Origin of the sequence: Pseudomonas sp. Irchel 3F6, assembly GCF_900187595.1 — a bacterium.
Classification (GTDB): Bacteria; Pseudomonadota; Gammaproteobacteria; order Pseudomonadales; family Pseudomonadaceae; genus Aquipseudomonas; species Aquipseudomonas siliginis.
Genome location: NZ_FYDP01000005.1, coordinates 85,789 through 105,946 on the forward strand (window position 1 = coordinate 85,789; position 20,158 = coordinate 105,946).

The 20,158-nt window shown below is 59.5% G+C and carries 22 protein-coding genes; 17 read left to right on the forward strand and 5 right to left on the reverse strand.

Features of this window, described 5'->3' with window-relative positions:
* The first annotated feature begins 12 nt into the window (after nucleotides 1-12).
* The 3 genes from argJ (at nucleotide 13) to CKW30_RS17710 (ending at nucleotide 2,987) form a co-directional block, all read left to right on the forward strand.
* Nucleotides 13-1,230, forward strand: coding sequence for a bifunctional glutamate N-acetyltransferase/amino-acid acetyltransferase ArgJ (gene argJ / locus CKW30_RS17700; RefSeq protein WP_095181465.1), 1,218 nt, complete (start codon nucleotides 13-15; stop codon nucleotides 1,228-1,230).
* Nucleotides 1,231-1,410: 180 nt separating this feature from the next.
* Nucleotides 1,411-2,043 (forward strand): glutathione S-transferase family protein, encoded by a 633-nt coding sequence (locus tag CKW30_RS17705; protein ID WP_024014096.1) that lies wholly within the window; start codon nucleotides 1,411-1,413, stop codon nucleotides 2,041-2,043.
* Complete coding sequence (locus tag CKW30_RS17710) at nucleotides 2,040-2,987, forward strand: Nudix family hydrolase (RefSeq protein ID WP_095181466.1); 948 nt, start codon at nucleotides 2,040-2,042, stop codon at nucleotides 2,985-2,987. Before CKW30_RS17705 ends, CKW30_RS17710 begins: the two co-directional genes overlap by 4 nt.
* A 113-nt stretch (nucleotides 2,988-3,100) precedes the next feature.
* On the opposite strand, the gene CKW30_RS17715 is transcribed toward CKW30_RS17710, so the two are convergent.
* From CKW30_RS17715 to CKW30_RS17725, 3 genes are read right to left on the reverse strand one after another with little or no spacing between them, the layout of a single operon-like run.
* On the reverse strand, nucleotides 3,101-3,685 hold the full coding sequence (locus CKW30_RS17715; RefSeq protein WP_095181467.1) for a cob(I)yrinic acid a,c-diamide adenosyltransferase: 585 nt from the start codon (nucleotides 3,683-3,685) through the stop codon (nucleotides 3,101-3,103).
* Nucleotides 3,686-3,688: 3 nt separating this feature from the next.
* Nucleotides 3,689-5,725, reverse strand: coding sequence for a HAMP domain-containing sensor histidine kinase (locus tag CKW30_RS17720; RefSeq protein WP_076563949.1), 2,037 nt, complete (start codon nucleotides 5,723-5,725; stop codon nucleotides 3,689-3,691).
* 45 nt (nucleotides 5,726-5,770) lie between these two features.
* Nucleotides 5,771-6,688: a putative 2-dehydropantoate 2-reductase gene (locus CKW30_RS17725; RefSeq protein ID WP_095181468.1), complete on the reverse strand. Its 918-nt coding sequence runs from the start codon at nucleotides 6,686-6,688 to the stop codon at nucleotides 5,771-5,773.
* 140 nt (nucleotides 6,689-6,828) lie between these two features.
* On the opposite strand from CKW30_RS17725, the gene CKW30_RS17730 reads away from it, so the two are divergent.
* Nucleotides 6,829-7,314 (forward strand): YajQ family cyclic di-GMP-binding protein, encoded by a 486-nt coding sequence (locus tag CKW30_RS17730; protein ID WP_016773491.1) that lies wholly within the window; start codon nucleotides 6,829-6,831, stop codon nucleotides 7,312-7,314.
* A gap of 152 nt (nucleotides 7,315-7,466) precedes the next feature.
* Nucleotides 7,467-8,309, forward strand: a complete 843-nt coding sequence (locus CKW30_RS17735) for a mechanosensitive ion channel family protein (RefSeq protein ID WP_016773492.1) — start codon at nucleotides 7,467-7,469, stop codon at nucleotides 8,307-8,309.
* 225 nt (nucleotides 8,310-8,534) lie between these two features.
* Here the strand turns inward: CKW30_RS17735 and CKW30_RS17740 are convergent, their stop codons facing one another.
* Nucleotides 8,535-9,806: an OprD family porin gene (locus CKW30_RS17740; protein WP_041479797.1), complete on the reverse strand. Its 1,272-nt coding sequence runs from the start codon at nucleotides 9,804-9,806 to the stop codon at nucleotides 8,535-8,537.
* An 892-nt stretch (nucleotides 9,807-10,698) separates the two neighbouring features.
* Between CKW30_RS17740 and CKW30_RS17745 the strand changes: the two genes are divergently transcribed.
* Together CKW30_RS17745 and CKW30_RS17750 are read left to right on the forward strand one after the other, a co-directional pair.
* On the forward strand, nucleotides 10,699-11,124 hold the full coding sequence (locus CKW30_RS17745; protein ID WP_095181633.1) for an HIT domain-containing protein: 426 nt from the start codon (nucleotides 10,699-10,701) through the stop codon (nucleotides 11,122-11,124).
* A 3-nt stretch (nucleotides 11,125-11,127) separates the two neighbouring features.
* Nucleotides 11,128-11,334 (forward strand): SlyX family protein, encoded by a 207-nt coding sequence (locus tag CKW30_RS17750; protein ID WP_039758193.1) that lies wholly within the window; start codon nucleotides 11,128-11,130, stop codon nucleotides 11,332-11,334.
* Nucleotides 11,335-11,398: 64 nt separating this feature from the next.
* Here the strand turns inward: CKW30_RS17750 and CKW30_RS27770 are convergent, their stop codons facing one another.
* The gene (locus tag CKW30_RS27770; protein ID WP_016773496.1) at nucleotides 11,399-12,001 is read right to left on the reverse strand and encodes a cold-shock protein; all 603 of its coding nucleotides are present in this window, start codon (nucleotides 11,999-12,001) and stop codon (nucleotides 11,399-11,401) included.
* A gap of 311 nt (nucleotides 12,002-12,312) precedes the next feature.
* Between CKW30_RS27770 and CKW30_RS17760 the strand changes: the two genes are divergently transcribed.
* The 10 genes from CKW30_RS17760 to tolQ all read left to right on the forward strand — a co-directional run bounded on the left by CKW30_RS17760 (nucleotide 12,313) and on the right by tolQ (nucleotide 20,143).
* Complete coding sequence (locus CKW30_RS17760; protein ID WP_041479794.1) at nucleotides 12,313-12,783, forward strand: Dps family protein; 471 nt, start codon at nucleotides 12,313-12,315, stop codon at nucleotides 12,781-12,783.
* A 181-nt stretch (nucleotides 12,784-12,964) separates the two neighbouring features.
* A complete protein-coding gene (locus tag CKW30_RS17765; protein ID WP_024014091.1) occupies nucleotides 12,965-13,303 on the forward strand; it encodes a ribbon-helix-helix domain-containing protein in 339 nt (112 codons plus the stop codon).
* Between the two features lie 130 nt (nucleotides 13,304-13,433).
* Entirely contained in the window at nucleotides 13,434-13,655 is a 222-nt protein-coding gene (locus tag CKW30_RS17770; protein WP_056787910.1) for an FmdB family zinc ribbon protein, read from the forward strand.
* Nucleotides 13,656-13,753: 98 nt separating this feature from the next.
* Nucleotides 13,754-15,529, forward strand: a complete 1,776-nt coding sequence (gene aspS / locus CKW30_RS17775; protein WP_041479793.1) for an aspartate--tRNA ligase — start codon at nucleotides 13,754-13,756, stop codon at nucleotides 15,527-15,529.
* 119 nt (nucleotides 15,530-15,648) lie between these two features.
* A complete protein-coding gene (locus tag CKW30_RS17780; RefSeq protein WP_024014089.1) occupies nucleotides 15,649-16,395 on the forward strand; it encodes a YebC/PmpR family DNA-binding transcriptional regulator in 747 nt (248 codons plus the stop codon).
* A 155-nt stretch (nucleotides 16,396-16,550) separates the two neighbouring features.
* The gene (ruvC, locus tag CKW30_RS17785; RefSeq protein ID WP_095181469.1) at nucleotides 16,551-17,078 is read left to right on the forward strand and encodes a crossover junction endodeoxyribonuclease RuvC; all 528 of its coding nucleotides are present in this window, start codon (nucleotides 16,551-16,553) and stop codon (nucleotides 17,076-17,078) included.
* Between the two features lie 114 nt (nucleotides 17,079-17,192).
* Entirely contained in the window at nucleotides 17,193-17,801 is a 609-nt protein-coding gene (ruvA, locus tag CKW30_RS17790) for a Holliday junction branch migration protein RuvA (RefSeq protein ID WP_095181470.1), read from the forward strand.
* Nucleotides 17,802-18,863, forward strand: coding sequence for a Holliday junction branch migration DNA helicase RuvB (gene ruvB, locus CKW30_RS17795; RefSeq protein ID WP_024014087.1), 1,062 nt, complete (start codon nucleotides 17,802-17,804; stop codon nucleotides 18,861-18,863).
* Between the two features lie 127 nt (nucleotides 18,864-18,990).
* Entirely contained in the window at nucleotides 18,991-19,458 is a 468-nt protein-coding gene (gene ybgC, locus CKW30_RS17800) for a tol-pal system-associated acyl-CoA thioesterase (protein ID WP_041479792.1), read from the forward strand.
* Nucleotides 19,448-20,143, forward strand: a complete 696-nt coding sequence (gene tolQ, locus CKW30_RS17805; protein WP_008080223.1) for a protein TolQ — start codon at nucleotides 19,448-19,450, stop codon at nucleotides 20,141-20,143. Before ybgC ends, tolQ begins: the two co-directional genes overlap by 11 nt.
* The last annotated feature ends 15 nt before the right edge of the window (nucleotides 20,144-20,158 follow it).

Genomic DNA, 20,158 nt, shown 5'->3' on the forward strand with positions numbered 1-20,158 from the left:
AGGAGCGCATTCATGGCTGTTGGTCTTGGTCCTTTGCCAACGTTGCACCCGGTTGCCGGTTTTGAACTCGGTATCGCCTCGGCCGGCATCAAGCGCCCGGGGCGCAAGGATGTGGTAGTGATGCGCTGTGCTGAAGGTTCCACCGTGGCTGGCGTGTTCACCCTGAACGCGTTCTGCGCCGCGCCGGTGATCCTGGCGAAAAAGCGCGTGCACAATGCTGTGCGTTACTTGCTGACCAACACCGGCAATGCCAACGCTGGCACCGGCGAACCGGGTCTGGCCGCTGCCGAGCGCACCACTGCCAAACTGGCTGAGCTGACCGGCGTCGACGCCAGCCAGATTCTGCCGTACTCCACCGGTGTGATCGGCGAGCCGCTGCCGGTCGAAAAAATCGAAGGCGCACTGCAAGCCGCGCTGGATGATCTGTCGGAGAACAACTGGGAAGCCGCGGCCACCGGGATCATGACCACCGACACCCTGCCCAAGGGCGCCAGCCGCCAGTTCGAGCATGACGGCGTGACCATCACTGTCACCGGCATCAGCAAAGGCGCCGGCATGATTCGCCCGAACATGGCGACCATGCTGGGTTACATCGCCACCGACGCCAAAGTCTCCCGCGAGGTGCTGCACAACCTGATGCTCGACGGCGCCAACAAGTCGTTCAACCGCATCACCATCGACGGCGACACCTCGACCAACGACTGCTGCATGCTGATCGCCACTGGCAAGGCCGCGCTGCCCGAGATCACCCGCGCTGAAGGCGAGCTGTTCGGCAAGCTGAAACAAGCCGTGTTCGAAGTGTGCATGGACGTCGCCCAGGCCATCGTGCGTGACGGCGAAGGCGCGACCAAATTCGTTACCGTTGAAGTGAATGGCGGCGGCAACCATCAGGAATGCCTGGACGTCGGTTACACCGTGGCCCACTCGCCGCTGATCAAGACCGCGCTGTTCGCCTCTGACCCGAACTGGGGCCGTATCCTCGCTGCCGTGGGCCGTGCCGGCGTGCCGGATCTGGACGTGAGCAAGATCGACGTGTTCCTCGGCGACGTGTGCATCGCCAGCCGTGGCGCCCGCGACGCGACCTACACTGAAGCCCAGGGCTCGGCGGTGATGCAGCAGGAAGAAATCACCATCCGCATCGAACTGGGCCGCGGCGATTGCAGCGAAACCATCTGGACCACCGACCTGTCGCATGAGTACGTGAAGATCAACGCTGAATACCGTACTTGATTCAAGGTGTGGGAGTGGGCTGCCGGCCTCTTCGCGGGCAAGCCCGCTCCCACAGTGATTGCGGTCGTTCACAAATGCCGTGTACACCACCAAAACCTGTGGGAGCGGGCTTGCCCGCGATGACGGACGACCAGACGCCAGACATTCTGGATTGTTTCCCTGACGAAAAGGCGCCACACCATGTCCCTGCACCTGATCATCGGCGACAAACTGCTTTCCTCCTGGTCCCTGCGTGCGGCACTGGCGCTGGACCTGACCGGCGCACCCTACAGCGAAGAGCTGATCAAGCTCGGCAAGCCCGACACCCGCGAGCGCCTGCTCAAGCACTCGCCGACCGGCAAGGTGCCGCTGCTGCAAACCACCCGTGGCACCATCGCCGATTCGCTGGCCATTGCTGAGTACCTCGCTGAGCAGTTTCCGTCCGAGCAACTCTGGCCGAGCGATACCTTTGCCCGCGCGCAGGCCCGCTCGGCCTGCGCACAAATGCACAGCGGCTTCTTCGCCATGCGTAACCACATGCCGTTCAACCTGAGCCAAGACGCACCGCTGAATCCTGTGCCGCCAGAAGTGAAGGTCGATATCGAACGCATGCTCGCGCTGTGGGCCGAATGCCGCGCGGCAGCGACGGAAGAGGGGCCGTACCTGTTCGGTCGTGTCAGCCTTGCCGATGCCTTTTTCGCGCCGATCGCCGTGCGCTTGCGCACCTATCAGGTGAAGCTGCCGGCGGTCGACGAAGCCTATGTTGAAACCATCTACCAATGGCCCGCCTTCAAAGCGTGGCAAAAGGCTGGACTGGAGGAATTGAACCCGTGAAACGCGTCCACGTCGCCGCTGCCGTCATTCGTGACGGCGCCGGCAAAATCCTTATCGCCCGCCGTGCCGACACCCAGCATCAAGGCGGCTTGTGGGAGTTTCCCGGTGGCAAGGTCGAGGCTGACGAGTCTGTCGAATCGGCACTGGCTCGCGAGCTGCACGAAGAGCTGGGCATCATCGTTGATGCTGCGCGGCCGCTGATCAAGGTTCGCCACGATTACCCGGACAAACAGGTCTTGCTGGATGTCTGGGAAGTCTCGACGTTCAGTGGCGAACCCCACGGCGCTGAAGGCCAGCCACTGGCCTGGGTCACTGCCAGGGAATTGATCAACTACGAGTTCCCGGCGGCCAATCAGCCGATCGTCGCGGCGGCGCGCTTGCCTGCCGAATACTTGATCACTCCCGAAGATCTGGAAGGCCCGGCCTTGTTGCGCGGCATCCAGAAAGCGATTGCCGGAGGCATCAAACTGATCCAGCTGCGCGCACCCGACGGCTACGACCCGAAATACCGGGATCTGGCGGTGGATGCGGTGGGCCTGTGCGCCGGCAAGGCGCAGTTGATGATCAAAGGGCCGTTCGAATGGCTCGGCGATTTCCCGTCTGCCGGTTGGCACATCACCGCTGCACAACTGCGTAAATACGCGGCGGCAGGACGTCCGTTGCCGGCGGAGCGCTGGCTCGCGGCGTCCTGCCATGACGCCGAAGAACTGGCGCTGGCCGAGCAGATGGGCGTTGATTTCGTCACTCTGTCGCCGGTGCAGCCGACGTTGACGCACCCGGATGCGCAGCCGTTGGGGTGGGAGCGAGCACAGGCGTTGATTGACGGTTTCAGTAAACCGGTGTTTCTGCTCGGTGGAGTAGGGCCCGCGGAGCGCGAGAAGGCTTGGGGTACTGGGGCTCAGGGTGTCGCGGGGATTCGGGCGTTCTGGCCTGATCCAGTGTAAGGGCTACCGACCTCTTCGCGAGCAGGCTCGCTCCCACAGTGGATTGCATTTCTCCAGTCAGAATGCAGTCAAATGTGGGAGCGAGCCTGCTCGCGAAGGCGCCCTGACAGGCGCTACTTTCCTCCAGGTTTCGCAGCCGGCTGCCACAAAATCTCCGCCACCCCTTGCCGCCGCGCAATCAACCGCGCCACAACAAACAGCAAATCGGACAACCGATTGATATACGCCAGGCCAACCCCGGCCAACGGCTCCAGCGCATTCAAATGCTGACAGCGGCGTTCGGCACTGCGCGCCAGACTGCGGCAGACATGTGCCTGCGCAATCAACATCGAACCACCCGGCAAGATGAAGTTTTCCAGCGGCCCCAGCTCTTCATTCCACACATCAATCGCCGCTTCCAAACGCTCGATTTCAGCCTCGTTCAGTGCCTGATATTCAGGCATCGCCAATTCGCCACCGAGGTCGAACAGGCGATGCTGACAAGGCGCCAACACCTCAATGATCTCGTTGAGCCCCGGATGCACTTCACGCTCGGCGAGCAGACCCGCCAGCAGCACGCCGACCTGACTGTTCAGCGTATCGACCTCGCCGATCGCCTCGATGCGCGGGTGATCCTTGGGGACGCGACGGCCGTCACCGAGGCCGGTTTCGCCTTTGTCGCCGGTGCGGGTGTAGATCTTCGACAAGCGAAAGCCCATGGGTTACCTCGGTAGTGAATTGGTTTCGGTGGTCAATGGCGCAGGCTGCACCAGCGGCAGACGCAGGGTGAAGCAAGTGCCCTGGCCAGGTGCCGACTGCACTTCCATCTGGCCTTTGTGATTGTTGGTGATGATGAAGTACGACACCGACAGGCCAAGGCCGGTGCCCTGGCCGATTTCCTTGGTGGTAAAGAACGGCTCGAAAGTGCGCTTGCGCACGTTCTCGCTCATGCCGATGCCGTTGTCCTCGACCTGAATCTCGGCCCACGGCGGATTGAGCCTGGTGCGCAAAATGATCCGGCCCGGCTCGCTGTCGTCTTCGCGCTGATGAATCGCCTGCGCGGCATTTTTCAGCAGATTGAGCAGCACCTGTTCCAGTTCGTTGGCGGTGCCCGGCACCGGACCCAGTGCCGGGTCGAACTGGCGGATGATCGCCTGGCCCTTGAAGTCGAAGCCGATGGCCAGATCGAAATCGTTGCCGGCGATCTCAACGGCCTGATCGATCAGCGCCGGTAGATCGCACGGCGCCATTTGCCGGGTGCTGCGGCGGCTGAAGCTGAGCATGTGCGTGACGATTTTCGCCGCGCGGGCGCCGGCCTGTTGAATGCCATCGAGCAGTTGCGGGACTTCGCGGCCTTGCAAGTAGCGGTTTACCGTGTCCAGTTCGATGCCCAGTTGCTCGGCGGTCTCGATGTTCTTCGGCAGATCCGCCGACAGACGCCGACGAATGTTCTGCACGTTGTGCAGGATCGCGCCGAGCGGGTTGTTGATTTCATGGGCCATGCCGGCCGCAAGTCCACCGACCGAGAGCATCTTCTCCGACTGCACCATCATTTCTTCCAGCGACAGACGCTGGGTGATGTCATCGATACGGATCACCACGCCACGCCCGGCACCGCCCATCAGCGGATAAAACGTCAGCGCATAATGCTTGGGTTCATCGTCCTTGAACCAGGTCACCCGGTCGACTTTTGCCACGGTGTGCTGTTCGACGGTGGCCTTGAGCTGCGGCAAAAACGGCTTGAGCGGTTCGAAGGCGAGGAAGATCGGCTGGTTCAGCGCCTCGTCCAGGCGCGTGCCGGAGAGCGCGCTCGCCTCTTGGTTCCACTGGGTGACGTAGAGCTGCTCGTCGAGGGCGATCAGCGCCGACGGCATCGAGTCGATGATGCTGTTGAGATAATTCTGGAAGCCGGTGAGTTTCTTCTCGATCTTGCTGCGCACCTGGACTTCCAGCTCCAGTTTGCGGTTGGTGTGGCGGGTTTCCTCGGCCAGCCCCTGCGCCTGATCGTAGGCGGCCTGCGAGTCGTCGCGGGCACGCTTGAGCTGCTGCTCGCGGGCTTCGATGCGCGAGAGCATGGTGTTGAACGCCTCGGCCAGACTGCCGATTTCGTCGTGGTTGCCGCGCGCGGCGCGCAAGGCGTAGTTCTCTTCGCGAGTGACCTGCCGGGACAATTCCTCCAGCTGATGAATCGGCCGGGTGATCAGGCGCTTGATCTGCCGGGCAATCACCAGCCACAGCAGTACGCTGAAGATCAGGATGCCGAGGCTGGCGGTCAGAGTGCCGGTGTAGAACGCCATCGGCAGTTCGCTGCTGGCCACCAGCAACAGATGCCCCGGTGCGGCGCCGGGGCGGGGCAGGGTGATCAGTTGATTGCTGCGAAACTCGGTGAGTTGCCAGGCTTCGACATGGCGGTAGCGCTCAGGGAGACTGAGTTTTTCGCCGCGCTGCACTTGCGCCAGGCGTTCACCCTTGCCGTCATACAGGGCGGCGGCGCGCAGCGGTGAATAACTGTCGAGTTCCTTGAGCAGGCGCTCGGCGCTGCGCGGCGACTCCAGCGCATCGCTGACCAGACTCGGGTTGGCGATCAGCCGGCCGATGGTCTGCAGGGCTTGTGGCGCCATGCTTTCCTGAGAAATGTAGTAGGCGGCGCTGATAAAGGTCAGGTTGGCGACCAGCAGAACCGTGGTCAACAACACCAGCAGGGCGGCCAGCAGTTTCTGGCCGACCGGCAGGTTTTCAAGGCGCTGGCGCAATGGCATCAGGTTTATCGCAGCAGGGGAACAAGTCGTCAGCCTAGCGGCTGCTCAGTCGCTGGGCAATCCACGCTTGTGCAGATGAGCGATCAGGCGTTGCTGCAACTGCTGCAGATGCGGCAGGTTCAACTGATGGCGCTCGGCAACTTTGCAGGCGTGGCCCAACAGATAGCTGATCTCGGTGCGGCGCTGGTTGGCGACGTCCTGATACATCGAAGAGTAATTGGCGGCGGTGGCGTGGATCACGCGTTCGACTTCCGCTTGCAGATTGTCCGCCGCAGCGGGTTGGCCGCAGCGTTCGAGCAGTTCGGTCAATTCGGCACAGAGTGTGGCAACTTCGCAGTGATGCTCGCTCAGCCCGCCGTTGCGGCAATCGTGGAGCACGGTCAGCGGGTTGATCGCGCAGTTCAGCGCCAGTTTGCGCCACAGTCGAGTGAGGATGTCAGCGCTCCATTCATGGGGAATGTTCGCCGCTTGCAGGTCGTCCAGCCAGACCGGCGCCAGCGGATTTGCCGCATCGCCCAGCCAGTTGAAACCGTGACCGGCAAACACCACGCGCCAATCGCCATCACGGAACGCGCCCTCGGTGCTGGAAGCGCTGATGCAGCGCGCCTGTGGCACCCGCGCGGCGACGGCGTCCTGACTGCCAAGGCCGTTTTGCAGGAGGATCAGTTCGGCGTCCGGAGCGAGGCGTGAAGCGAGGCGGGCGACGGCCTCTTCGGCGTCATAGGCCTTGCACGCGACCAGCAATCGGCGAATCGGTTCGGGGCTGTCCGGGGTTTCGCCGGGAACTGCATAGGTATGAGCTTGTCCGTTTTCTACCAGGGTCAAGCCGCCCACTGCCTCGTAGCTGTGCAAGCGCGCCGCATCGCGCAGGATCAGCCGCACTGGCAAGCCAGCGCGGGCCAGACGCGTCGCCCAGAGTGTGCCGAGACTGCCGGCGCCAAGTACATGCCAGGTGGTCGACATCAGTTTTTTGCTCGATTGCTTGCAGGCATGTGAGGCTCGCCGTATCGGTAGGAAAAGACCCGTTATAATGAGCCCGATTTTAACCGCAAGCCAAGCGCGCTCCATCCACATCGAGCGCGCCTTTTTATTGGAGAGATTACATGCCGTCGTTCGACGTGGTATCCGAACTGGACAAACACGAACTCACCAACGCGGTCGAGAACGCCGTGAAGGAACTCGATCGTCGTTATGACCTGAAAGGCAAGGGCAGCTTCGAGTTCAAGGAAAAAGACCTGACCGTCAGCCTCACCGCCGAAGCTGCTTTCCAGCTCGAAGCGATGATCGAAATCCTCAAGCTGGCGCTGACCAAGCGCAAGATCGACGTGCAGTGCCTTGAGGTCAAGGATGCTTACGCTTCGGGCAAACTGATGAAGCAGGACGCCATCCTCAAGGAAGGCATCGACAAAGAGCTGGCAAAGAAAATCGTCGGCCACATCAAGGAAGCCAAGCTCAAGGTCCAGGCCGCCATTCAGGGCGAGCAGGTGCGTGTCACTGGCAAGAAGCGCGACGATTTGCAGGAAGCCATCGCGGCCCTGCGTGCCAAGGAATTCGGCATGCCGCTGCAGTTCAACAACTTCCGCGACTAAGCTTGGTCTGAAGGCTATGTGGGAGCGAGCCTGCTCGCGAATGCGGTGTTTCATTCAGCGAAAAGTTGACTGACACGCCGCATTCGCGAGCAGGCTCGCTCCCACAGTTGTTTTGAATACACCCCGGGAAGCCGGAAATCAGGAGATAGAACATGGATTTGAATGCGGAAGTGGACCACCTGGTCAAGGCGTCCCAGGCGTGGATCCCGATGATCATGGAATACGGCAGCCGCGTGTTGCTGGCAGTGATTACCCTGGCCATCGGCTGGTGGTTGATCAACAAGGTCACGCAGAAACTCGGCGGTCTGCTGGCTCTGCGCAATGCCGATCTGGCGCTGCAAGGCTTTATCAGCAGCCTGGCCAACATCATTCTCAAGGTGCTGCTGATTGTCAGCGTCGCGTCGATGATCGGCGTCGAAACCACCTCGTTCGTCGCGGCTATCGGTGCTGCGGGTCTGGCGATCGGTCTGGCCTTGCAGGGCAGCCTGGCGAACTTCGCTGGCGGCGTGCTGATTCTGCTGTTCCGCCCGTTCCGTATCGGTGACTGGATCGAAGCCCAAGGTGTAGCGGGTACCGTCGACAGCATCCAGATTTTCCACACAGTGCTGCGTACCGGCGACAACAAGACCATCATCCTGCCCAACGGCAACCTGTCGAACGGCATCATCACCAACACCAACCGTCAGCCAACCCGCAAAGTCGTGTTTGATGTCGGCGTGGATTACGAAGCGGATCTGCAGAAGGCCCGTCAGGTATTGCTGGATCTGGCCAAGGATCCCCGCGTCATGCAGGACCCGGAGCCACAGGCGGTGATTTCGACATTGGGTGACAGTTCGATCACGGTTTCCCTGCGTGTCTGGGTTAAAACTGCGGATTATTGGGATGTGATGTTCATGTTCAATGAACAGGCGCGGGATCGTTTGAAGGCTGCCGGGATTGATATTCCGTTTCCGCAGCGGGTTATACGCGTAGTGCAGGAATCTGCCACGCAGTAAGCGTCTTTGAAGTTGGTTTGGCAGTCAGCAACTAATATAAAACCCGAGCAGTGTGTGCACTCTCGGGTTTTTTATCGGCGCGATAAAACTATGCTGGCTAATAAGTAGCTGGCTAATGTTTTTTCTGTTTGATCAGTTATTCATCCATAAAAAAACCGCCCTCCTGATTCAGGAGGGCGGTTTTGTTAGAGCAAAGCTCTACAGTACGTCAGCTTCGCAACCTTATTACAGGATGCTCAGTGGATATTCAACGATCAAACGCAGGTCGTTGTTATCACCACCGTTGTAAGAAGTGTTGGAGCGATACCAGGCGCTACGCAGGCGGAAAGACAAGTCTTTCGCTGGACCGTTTTGCATAACGTATTTGGATTCGAAGTCCAGTTCGTGCTCTTTGCCCTCTTCAGCGCCGGTGCTGATGTTGTCACCTTTGATGTAACGGGTCATGAAGCTCAGACCAGGTACGCCGAAGGTAGCCATGTTCAGGTCATAACGGCCCTGCCACGAACGCTCGTCTGCACCGTTGAAGTCAGAGTACTGCACGGAGTTGGCGAGGAAGATCGTGCCGCCGCCGTCCACGCCGTACACGTAACCGGTGTCACCGCTGGAGCGCTGGTGGGCGAGGGTGAATTTGTGCGCGCCGATGCTGTAAGCAGCGCTAAGGGACCAGATGCGGTTGTCGATGTCGCCGGACAGGTCTTGACCCTGGCTCTTGCTCTTGTACCCGTTGAAATCGAAGTTCAGCGACTGTTCGTCGTTGATCGGCAGGGTGTAGTTCAGATTGACGTATTGCTTCTTGAAGTGGTCTTCCACGTCGGATGCTGCAACACCGGCGACAAAACTGTCGGTGAACTGATAGGTAGCACCGGCGATGTCAGCGGATTTCAGGCCACCTTCAACGATGGAGTCACGACCCATCTGGCTTTGCGCGCTCAGCGCGGTAAAGCGACCTGCGCTCAGTTCCAGGCCCGGGATCTCTTTGGATACGAGCATGGTGCCGGTAGCGGTCTCAGGCAGCAAGCGGCTGTCGTCGGTGGAAAAAACCGGGCTGGCGACAAACTGGTTACCGTATTTCAGGACAGTGTCGGAAAGACGGAACTTGACTGCTCCACCGCTTTTCGACTGAGTGTCTTCAGCTCTGCCGTCGCTATCGGCAGCGAACAGACCGTTGCCAGTGCGGCCGCGTCCAGTGTCCAGCTTGATGGAGCCAAGACCGAAAGCATCTACACCTACACCGATGGTGCCTTGGGTGAAGCCGGACTCGTAAATGGCATGCATGCCAATACCGGTTTCTTCACGATAGCCCTGGCGCTCACCCGACGGGCTGCTTTTCAGGTTTTCGTTCTTGAAATCACGGTTCATATACAGCATGCGAGTCTTGACGCTGAAGCTGCTGTCTTCAACAAAACCTTTCGATTCATCTTGAGAAGACGCCATTGCGAACTGCGAGGTGCCTGCTGCAACAGCCAGGGCGATCATGCTCCACTTCATCACGCGCATCGTGATTTGCTCCTTTGGTTTTTAGAAGAGTACTGCCGTCCCACCTGTTTTATTATCTGGGCGGCTCTTTCTTTTTGTGTCGGCGCAAACTTATATCACGCCGACATTGTTGGCGATACTTGCGAAATCAACCTTTCAGCTTCTTTACGGCGTTGTCGCAAAAGGAGCGCTGGATGTCGCAAATTCACAGTACCGATGCAGCCGGACTGACAACTTTATCGCTGTTTCCGGGCCTTTTTTGCATCGCTAAAAAAGAGTCCCTGGCAAAACACTTGAATCTCCATCGGGCAACCCTGCCACTGTTTTTATTGGCTTCAAGCGACCACTTCCAGTGGTGCGCTTATAGTCCATACGGTTACTAATGCAACAAGCGTGCACAAACCGCGAAAACGCTGCGGTTATTTTTCTATGGGCCGCTCGCAGATGTGAAAACCGTGTGAAAACGGGGCTCCGGAGCCTTTTTTGCTGCGGGCTTGACGAGGTTCTCCCAATGGTGTTGCAGCGTACCCAGGGTGCGCAGGACAGCAAAAAACGTTACCGGTTCACCCCTTACTGAGTATTTAGCGGATGCCCGACCCAGTGAGCGTAGTCGTGTTGTGCAGTTTTGGTGCAAAAAAATCATGAATCCAGCCTTGGCCAATCTGGCGGCGACTGACCTGAGGTACGGCAGATCAAGGATTTTCGTGCAGCTCTTCACGTCAAGGCTCATGTCGGGGCCTGTGTTGGTGCGCGGCCGGGATAAATGTTTCATGTCGGAGCGCCTGACGATTTACTGCCGGCAGCGGCGTGAAGCTCGCTGCATTCGCAGGTATGCTGCCGTTCTGTCGCTTGGCGCGCTGCTTCGAATGGGCCGCCGCTAAGCTGAGTTAGAGGATCAGCGGGAGTGCTCACAGTGTTTGCTTTGGATTCACGACTTCAACAGGACGCCCTGGTCATCGGCGACTTTCCGTTGTGCCGGCTGTTGCTGTCCAACGACAGCAATTACCCTTGGTTCATACTGGTACCTCGTCGCGAGGATATAAGCGAGTTGTTTCAGTTGGATGTCGCCGATCAGCAACAGCTATGGCGAGAAACCACCACCCTTGCCGAGTTGCTCAAGGATTCGTTCGACGCGGACAAGCTGAACGTGGCAACCCTGGGTAACGTTGTCAGCCAGTTACATATGCATGTGATCGTGCGTAAGCGTGACGATGCGGCATGGCCGGCGCCGGTGTGGGGCAAGCATCCGGCCAGGCCGTACAGCGCAGAACAGGTGGCGGCCATTCGCGAGCGCTTGCGTCTGGTGCTGACCGAAGAATTCACCTTTGTGGAGGGCTGAGTCATGAGCCTTGAAGAGCGCGTAACCGATCTGGAAAGCCGTCTGGCCTTTCAGGATGACACCATTCAGGCTTTGAACGATGTGCTGGTGGCCCAGCAGAAAGTCATCGAGCGCCTGCAATTGCAGATGGAAGCGCTGATCAAGCGTCACGAAGAAATGGTCGGGCAGTTCGGTGCTTTTGAGGAAGATGCACCGCCGCCGCATTATTGAGCCATTCGGCAGGCATAAAAAAACCGCGAACAGACAGGCTGTTCGCGGTTTTTTTTGCTTTGGATCAGCGACGCGGCAGGGCGGCGATCACGTCCTCGGCTTGCAGGCCTTTGTCGCGGTTCATCACCGAGAACTCGACGCGCTGGCCTTCGACCAGAACACGGTGGCCTTCGCCACGAATGGCGCGAAAGTGCACGAAAATATCATCGCCGGAGTCCCGGGAGATAAACCCGAAACCCTTGGAAGTGTTGAACCACTTCACGGTGCCGGTATCGCGATTGCTCATGTCATAGGTGGTCGGCGCAGCGGCCGGTGACGATTTGTAGAAGCTGACAGCCAAATGCAGCAGCACGGCAACCAGGGCGATCACCAGGCTGAACAACACCGCCGGCTGGCCAGCGATGACCGGCATTGGTGCGATCAGCGTCAGGGTTTGCAGGACGACAGTCAGCACCAGCAGGGCGCTGACCAGATTTTGCAGATGCTGGCGCGGGCCTTTGTTCCAGTACGGAATCACTGGAGCGATGACCAGGTTCAGCAGGCCGAAAAAGGCCAGGTAAAGTGCATCGGGCTGTTGCAGGTAAGGAACGGCTTCGGCTTTCAGGCTGGGTATGAACGACAGCAGCAAGGCTGCTGCGCCCATTAGCAGGTGGACGATTTTCAACATTTTGATTGGCTCACGTTATGACGGCTCACAAGGAAGAGCTGAAGGCGCACGGTTCGCTTCAGGACAAAATAAGAGGCGGTGGACACGTACACGGCATCAGCCTATGCGCAACACCCCGGAAAATAGGGCATGGCGACACACTGCCTATTTAACAGCAAAGCCTGCGGCTACTCAAATCAGCCCGGCCAGCGGCAGAGAAACGGTCGATTTGTCGCAGTCTGACCACGGATTCATAGCTGCGAGCCGGCTCTTGCCTTGCTACAGTGGGACCGAACCTGCTGGATGAATTCAATCACTGTTAGGGGGCAAGCATGGCAATTGATATCGGTATCAGTGAAGAAGACCGCAAATCCATCGTCGAAGGGCTGTCGCGACTGCTGTCGGACACCTACGTGCTGTATCTGAAAACCCATAACTTTCACTGGAACGTCACCGGCCCGATGTTTCGCACGTTGCACCTGATGTTCGAAGAGCAATACAACGAGCTGGCGCTGGCCGTCGATTTGATCGCCGAGCGTATCCGTGCGTTGGGCTTCCCGGCGCCGGGTGCCTACGCGACCTACGCGCGTCTTTCTTCTATTAAAGAAGAAGTCGGTGTGCCGAGCGCCGAAGACATGATCAAGCAACTGGTCGAAGGCCAGGAAGCGGTGACCCGTACCGCGCGCGGCATTTTCCCGCTGCTGGACAAGGTCAGCGACGAGCCGACCGCTGACCTGCTGACCCAACGCATGCAAGTGCACGAGAAAACTGCGTGGATGCTGCGCGCACTGCTCGAGGAATGATCCAGACGCTGCGGACGGCGTGAGGTCGTCCGCATGCTCTCCAGACTCTTACCGTTGTCGTTGGCTTATCCTACGAGGCTGGTCAACAAGTCGTATGGCGCTAACTTTGTCACTGGGTTTTTATGAAGGCGCAGGATGTTGCCTTATAAATCAGCAGTCATGGCAAAGGAGTGTCAACGCTATGGTAGAAGGAGACAGGCGAAGCGACAGGATGTCGGCTTCGCGGCATGTAATAAAGGTCGATCCGTTTGTCAGCGAGTTCGACATGAACCTGATCCGGCCGCTGTCGCGGTCGATTCGCCTCAATGGTTTTGCGACCTGCCTGCGACTCGAGCAGGTCTACTGGAACATCCTCGGCGGCATGGCCGAGGACAATCATTGCTCGATCAGCACACTGCTATCCCACGTTGATCGTGAGGTGCATCTGCGTTACGGCGGAGTGAAGAATTTCAGTGCGCTGGTGCGGGTGGTTTGCGTCATGAACGGGATCAAAGATCTCGCACCCGCAGTTTCGCGCTGAAACGGCGGTTGCAACGAGGTTGCGGGCCGTGCAGCGTTACGGCTGCACAGCCCGCATTTAATCGATATAATCCCGCGCTTTCGCCGCAAAGCCCTGCGCGCGGCAGCAATCTGATCGCCGAGACACCTCCATGCCAATGTACGATTACCTATGTGCTTCCTGTGGTCATCAGTTGGAAGCCATTCAGAAGATCAGCGACGCACCGTTGGTCGATTGCCCTGCCTGCCAGGCGCCCGAACTGAAGAAGCAGCTGTCCATGCCGGGTTTTCGCCTCAGCGGCAACGGTTGGTACGAGACCGACTTCAAGACCGGAGCCAAGAAGAATCTGGCCGGTGGCGACAAAGCTGACTAGGGTTCAAACCCTGAACGAACGACACGCGTGAGTTTCCGCCCTGCTTGATGGCGGCGGGATCTCCACCGAATTTCGAATTACGAGAAGCGAACCACACCATGATGCGCAGCCACTATTGCGGCCAACTGAACGAAAGCCTGGAAGGCCAGGAAATTACCCTTTGCGGATGGGTTCACCGTCGCCGCGACCACGGCGGGGTGATTTTCCTCGATATCCGTGATCGTGATGGTCTGGCTCAGGTGGTGTTCGATCCGGATCGCGCCGAGAGCTTCGCCGCCGCCGACCGCGTGCGCAGCGAATACGTCGTGAAGATCACCGGCAAGGTGCGTCTGCGTCCGGCCGGCGCGACCAACGCCAACATGGCCTCGGGCATGATCGAAGTGCTGGGTTATGAACTGGAAGTGCTGAACGAGTCGGAAACCCCGCCGTTCCCGCTCAACGAGTTCTCCGACGTCGGCGAAGAAACCCGCCTGCGCTATCGCTTCCTCGACCTGCGTCGTCCGGAAATGGCCGAGAAGCTGCGTCTGCGCTCGCGCATGACCACCAGCATCCGTCGCTTCCTCGACGAGAACGGCTTCCTCGACGTCGAAACGCCGATCCTGACCCGGGCCACTCCGGAAGGTGCGCGTGACTATCTGGTGCCGAGCCGTACCCACGCCGGTTCGTTCTTCGCCCTGCCGCAATCGCCGCAGCTGTTCAAGCAACTGCTGATGGTCGCCGGCTTCGACCGTTACTACCAGATCGCCAAGTGCTTCCGTGACGAAGACCTGCGTGCCGACCGTCAGCCGGAATTCACCCAGATCGACATCGAGACCAGCTTCCTCGATGAAAAAGAGATCATGGGCCTGACCGAGCAGATGATCCGCAACCTGTTCAAGGAAGTGCTGAACCTGGAGTTCGGCGAATTCCCGCACATGACCTTCGAAGAAGCCATGCGCCGCTACGGTTCGGACAAGCCGGACCTGCGTATTCCGCTGGAACTGGTTGACGTTGCCGACCAGTTGAAAGAAGTCGACTTCAAGGTGTTCAGCGGCCCGGCCAACGATCCGAAGTGCCGCATCGCCGCACTGCGTGTTCCAGGCGGGGCGAGCATGCCGCGCAAGCAGATCGACGACTACACCAAGTTCGTCGGCATCTACGGTGCCAAGGGCCTGGCGTACATCAAGGTCAACGAGCGTGCCGCCGGTGTTGAAGGTCTGCAATCGCCGATCGTGAAGAACATCCCGGAAGACAAGCTCAACGTGATCCTCGATCGCGTTGGCGCAGTCGATGGCGATATCGTGTTCTTCGGTGCCGACAAGGCCAAGATCGTCAGCGAAGCCCTGGGCGCGCTGCGTATCAAACTCGGTCACGACCTGAAGCTGCTGACCTGCGAGTGGGCGCCAATGTGGGTCGTCGACTTCCCGATGTTCGAAGAGAACGACGACGGCAGCTTCTCGGCGCTGCACCACCCGTTCACTGCACCGAAGTGCACCCCGCAGGAGCTCGAAGCCAACCCGGCCGGCGCACTGTCCCGTGCGTACGACATGGTCTTGAACGGCACCGAGCTGGGCGGCGGTTCGATCCGTATCCATCGCAAGGAAATGCAGCAAGCGGTATTCCGCCTGCTGGGCATCAACGAAGCGGAACAGGAAGAGAAGTTCGGCTTCCTGCTCGACGCGCTGAAGTACGGCGCACCGCCGCACGGTGGTCTGGCCTTCGGTCTGGACCGTCTGGTGATGCTGATGACCGGCGCCCAGTCGATCCGTGAAGTGATCGCCTTCCCGAAAACCCAGAGTGCTGCCGACGTGATGACGCAGGCTCCGGGCGTAGTGGATGCCAAGGCATTGCGCGAGCTGCACATTCGCCTGCGCGAAACGCCAAAGGCTGAGTAAGACGGGCCTGAAGGCGCATCTTCGGATGCGCCTTTTTTCTTTCTCAGGTCGAATTTTTCAATTGCCGGCCGCTGCCTCGGCGGGGCGGGCAAGGTTTCAAAGAGCATTCGGAGCAAGTTATGGCAGGTCATTCCAAGTGGGCAAACATCAAGCACCGCAAAGAACGTCAGGATGCCAAGAGGGGCAAGATCTTCACCAAGTGGATCCGTGAACTGACCGTTGCGGCCCGTCAGGGTGGCGGTGATCCGGGTTCCAACCCGCGTCTGCGTCTGGCTCTGGACAAGGCGTTGAGCGCCAACATGAGCCGCGACATCATCGACCGTGCCGTTGCGCGCGGTGCCGGCGCCACTGAAGCGGACAACGTTGAAGAACTGACCTACGAAGGTTACGGCCCGGGCGGTGTGGCGGTGATGGTCGAGTGCATGACCGACAATCGCAACCGCACTGCGGCGGCTGTGCGTCACGCGTTCAGCAAGTGTGGCGGCAACCTCGGCACCGATGGTTCGGTGGCGTATCTATTCGAGCGCAAGGGCCAGATCAGTTTCGCCCCGGGTGTCGATGAAGACGCACTGACCGAAGCGGCGCTGGAAGCCGATGCCGATGACGTGGTCACCCACGAAGACGGTTCGATCGACGTGTTCACCTCGTTCACCGGTTTCTATGCGGTGCGCAACGCGCTGGAAGCGGCCGGGTTCAAGGGCGACGACGCGGAAATCGTCATGCAGCCGACCACCAGCGCCGAGCTGGATCTGGAAGGTGCGGAGAAGGTGCTCAAGCTGATCGATATGCTTGAGGACCTGGACGACGTGCAGAACGTCTATTCCAACGCGGATATCCCGGAAGACGTCGCCGCTCAGCTTGGCTGATAAGCGACTAGTCTTCCTTGTGGGAGCGAGCCTGCTCGCGAAAGCGGTGTGTCATTCAGCACCTGTATCTGCTGACATACCGCCTTCGCGAGCAGGCTCGCTCCCACATTTGCTATTGGCTGTCAGGTAAATCGTTTTATGAATCTGCAGGCGTTATGACTTTAATCCTTGGTATCGACCCCGGTTCGCGCATCACCGGTTACGGGATCGTTCGCGATACCGGGCAGGGTGGCTGCATCTATGTGGCCTCGGGCTGCATTCGCACCGGTTCCGGCGAGCTGCATGAGCGTCTGCAGATCGTCTATCGCGGCGTGCGCGAAATCATCAAGACCTACGGCCCGGTGACAATGGGCATCGAAAAGGTGTTCATGGCGAAAAACGCCGACTCGGCGCTGAAGCTCGGGCAGGCGCGCGGGGCTGCGATTGTCGCCGGCGCCGAAGAGTGTCTGGAAATCGCCGAGTACACCGCCACGCAAGTCAAACAGGCGGTGGTCGGCACCGGTGCGGCCAATAAGGAGCAGGTGCAGATGATGGTCATGCACATGCTCAAGTTGACCAGCAAGCCGCAGATCGACGCCTCCGACGCTCTCGCGATTGCCATTTGCCATGCGCACACGCGCTCAAGCCTGCTGCCGCACGGTCTGGGAACCGCACGCAGTCGTGGCGGGCGCCTGCGTCTCTGATAGCATCAGCATCAATTTTCTCGAAAGTGACTTCGCGGTGCCTGTGTTGTCGGCGCGCAAGCCACCTTCAATCGTCGCCAGCCCACGGCTGGCCAGCGCTCAAGGATTCAAAACGTGATTGGACGCTTGCGCGGCACCCTGGCTGAGAAACAGCCGCCGCACCTGATTCTCGATGTGAACGGCCTTGGCTATGAGGTGGAAGTGCCCATGACCACCCTTTATCGTCTGCCGTTGGTCGGCGAACCGCTGACCCTGCACACCCATTTGGTCGTACGCGAAGATGCGCAATTGCTCTATGGTTTTGCCGGCAAGCGTGAGCGAGACTTCTTTCGCGAGCTGATCCGTCTCAATGGCGTCGGACCGAAACTGGCGCTGGCGTTGATGTCGAGCCTGGAAGTCGACGAGCTGGTGCGCTGCGTGCAGTCTCAGGACACTTCGGCGCTGACCAAGGTGCCGGGGGTTGGCAAGAAAACCGCCGAGCGTTTGCTGGTGGAATTGAAAGATCGCTTCAAGGCCTGGGAAACTTCGCCGGCGATGTTCGCGCTGGTGCCGAATCAGCCGGACGGCCCGGCGCCGGTCAACAGTGCCGAGACCGATGCGGTCAGCGCGTTGATCTCGCTGGGCTACAAGCCGCAGGAAGCGAGCAAGGCGATTTCCGCGATCAAAGACAAGAACCTGAGCAGCGAAGACCTGATCCGCCGCGCTCTGAAGGGAATGATTTAAGTGATTGAAGCTGATCGTCTGATCGCCGCCGCGCACAGCCCGCGCGAGCGCGAAGAAGTCCAGGATCGGGCCATCCGCCCGGTCAGCCTGGCCGACTACATTGGCCAGCCGACCGTGCGCGAGCAGATGGAGCTGTTTATCCAGGCTGCCCGTGGCCGCAGCGAGTCCCTCGATCACACCCTGATCTTCGGCCCGCCGGGGCTGGGCAAGACCACGCTGGCGAACATCATTGCCCAGGAAATGGGCGTGTCGATCAAGAGCACCTCCGGGCCAGTGCTGGAACGCCCGGGTGATCTGGCCGCGTTGCTGACCAATCTTGAGCCGCACGATGTGTTGTTCATCGACGAAATTCATCGTCTGTCGCCGATCGTTGAAGAAGTGCTGTACCCGGCGATGGAAGATTTTCAGCTCGACATCATGATTGGCGAGGGGCCGGCGGCGCGTTCGATCAAACTCGATCTGCCGCCTTTCACTCTGGTCGGCGCCACCACCCGCGCCGGCATGCTGACCAATCCGTTGCGTGATCGCTTCGGTATCGTCCAGCGTCTGGAGTTCTACAGCACGGCGGATCTGGCAACGATCGTCAGTCGTTCGGCGGCAATTCTCGGTCTGCCGCTGGACCCGGAAGGTTCGTTCGAGATCGCCCGTCGCGCTCGTGGCACGCCGCGAATTGCCAACCGTCTGCTGCGGCGGGTGCGCGATTTCGCTGAAGTACGCGCCAAGGGACACATCACCAAAGCGGTGGCGGATCTGGCGCTGAACCTGCTGGACGTCGACGAACACGGTTTCGATCACCAGGACCGGCGCCTGCTGTTGACCATGATCGAGAAGTTCGACGGCGGTCCGGTTGGTATCGACAGTCTGGCGGCGGCGATCAGTGAAGAACGCCACACCATTGAAGACGTGCTCGAACCGTATCTGATCCAGCAGGGCTACATCATGCGCACGCCACGGGGCAGGGTAGTGACGCGGCATGCCTATCTGCATTTCGGTTTGAATGTTCCGTCACGCATGGGCGAGATGCCCGTGGCAGACGAGTTTCTCGACGCCGTCGACGATTGATACACATTTGCTGGTGATTTATTCAGGGTTTGTACTGTCAGACGACGGTACTTTTGCGTTAAAGCTTTGAAACCACGAAAAACAGTTGTCTGGCCGGATTGGCAACCTGAGGAGTAAGCACTAGAGTATGCGCGCGCAAAACGGGCTTGAGCCGTTCGCACATCGTTGTCGCGTTTATTACGAGGACACCGATGCGGGCGGCATCGTGTATTACGTTAATTACCTCAAGTTTATGGAACGGGCTCGAACCGAGCGGCTACGGGAACTGGGTTTTGCCCAATCTGTGCTTGCCGGAGAGGACCTGTTGTTCGTCGTGCATTCCAGCGAAGCGCGCTACCACGCGCCGGCGCGACTGGATGACGAACTGCTGGTAAGCGCTGATGTAATCGAATTGAACCGTGCCAGCCTGCGCTTCAAACAGCAGGTCAGGCGGGCCACGGATAATGTGCTGCTCTGCGAAGGGCAGTTTTTGGTGGCCTGCGTGCGCACCGACAGTTTGAAACCCCGGGCCCTTCCCGAAGACCTGCGTGCGGCCTTCGCCGACGCGGTCGGCCCGGGTACACACTCAAAGCAGGAGATAAAGCGTGGAAGCTAACGTCGTCGACCATTCCTCCATGTGGAGCCTGGTCAGCAATGCCAGCATCGTGGTGCAGTTGGTAATGTTGACCCTGGTGGCCGCATCGGTGACCTCATGGATCATGATCTTTCAGCGCAGCAATTTGCTGCGTGCCGGTCGACGTGCCCTGGAGAGCTTCGAAGAGCGCTTCTGGTCGGGTATCGACCTGTCCAAACTGTACCGTCAGGCCGGCAGCAACCCTGATCCGGATTCGGGCGTGGAGCAGATCTTCCGTGCCGGCTTCAAGGAATTCTCCCGTCTGCGTCAGCAGCCAGGTGTCGATCCTGAAGCCGTGATGGAAGGTGTCGCCCGTGCCATGCGCGTGGCCATCTCGCGCGAAGAAGAGAAACTCGAGCAGAGCCTGCCGTTCCTCGCCACCGTCGGTTCGGTCAGCCCGTACATCGGTCTGTTCGGCACCGTGTGGGGGATCATGAACTCCTTCCGTGGTCTGGCCAGCGCCCAGCAAGCGACGCTCGCCACCGTTGCCCCGGGTATCGCCGAAGCCCTCATCGCCACCGCGATCGGCCTGTTCGCTGCGATCCCGGCGGTCATCGCTTACAACCGTTTTGCTGCGCGCAGCGAAACCTTGCTGGGCCGCTACTACACCTTCGCCGATGAATTCCAGGCGATCCTGCACCGCAAAGTGCACACCAGCGAAGAATAAGCAGGTATTTCCCGA

Bases quoted from the DNA above. Each gene is read 5' to 3' on its own strand.
- CKW30_RS27770 (WP_016773496.1), bottom strand. From the start codon at position 12,001: ATGTTGAAAATCGTCCACCTGCTAATGGGCGCAGCAGCCTTGCTGCTG.
- CKW30_RS17705 (WP_024014096.1), top strand. From the start codon at position 1,411: ATGTCCCTGCACCTGATCATCGGCGACAAACTGCTTTCCTCCTGGTCC.
- aspS (WP_041479793.1), top strand. From the start codon at position 13,754: ATGATGCGCAGCCACTATTGCGGCCAACTGAACGAAAGCCTGGAAGGC.
- CKW30_RS17770 (WP_056787910.1), top strand. From the start codon at position 13,434: ATGCCAATGTACGATTACCTATGTGCTTCCTGTGGTCATCAGTTGGAA.
- CKW30_RS17740 (WP_041479797.1), bottom strand. From the start codon at position 9,806: ATGCGCGTGATGAAGTGGAGCATGATCGCCCTGGCTGTTGCAGCAGGC.
- CKW30_RS17735 (WP_016773492.1), top strand. From the start codon at position 7,467: ATGGATTTGAATGCGGAAGTGGACCACCTGGTCAAGGCGTCCCAGGCG.
- CKW30_RS17720 (WP_076563949.1), bottom strand. From the start codon at position 5,725: ATGCCATTGCGCCAGCGCCTTGAAAACCTGCCGGTCGGCCAGAAACTG.
- CKW30_RS17765 (WP_024014091.1), top strand. From the start codon at position 12,965: ATGGTAGAAGGAGACAGGCGAAGCGACAGGATGTCGGCTTCGCGGCAT.
- CKW30_RS17760 (WP_041479794.1), top strand. From the start codon at position 12,313: ATGGCAATTGATATCGGTATCAGTGAAGAAGACCGCAAATCCATCGTC.
- CKW30_RS17725 (WP_095181468.1), bottom strand. From the start codon at position 6,688: ATGTCGACCACCTGGCATGTACTTGGCGCCGGCAGTCTCGGCACACTC.
- CKW30_RS17750 (WP_039758193.1), top strand. From the start codon at position 11,128: ATGAGCCTTGAAGAGCGCGTAACCGATCTGGAAAGCCGTCTGGCCTTT.
- CKW30_RS17730 (WP_016773491.1), top strand. From the start codon at position 6,829: ATGCCGTCGTTCGACGTGGTATCCGAACTGGACAAACACGAACTCACC.
- CKW30_RS17715 (WP_095181467.1), bottom strand. From the start codon at position 3,685: ATGGGCTTTCGCTTGTCGAAGATCTACACCCGCACCGGCGACAAAGGC.
- CKW30_RS17780 (WP_024014089.1), top strand. From the start codon at position 15,649: ATGGCAGGTCATTCCAAGTGGGCAAACATCAAGCACCGCAAAGAACGT.
- argJ (WP_095181465.1), top strand. From the start codon at position 13: ATGGCTGTTGGTCTTGGTCCTTTGCCAACGTTGCACCCGGTTGCCGGT.
- ybgC (WP_041479792.1), top strand. From the start codon at position 18,991: ATGCGCGCGCAAAACGGGCTTGAGCCGTTCGCACATCGTTGTCGCGTT.
- ruvC (WP_095181469.1), top strand. From the start codon at position 16,551: ATGACTTTAATCCTTGGTATCGACCCCGGTTCGCGCATCACCGGTTAC.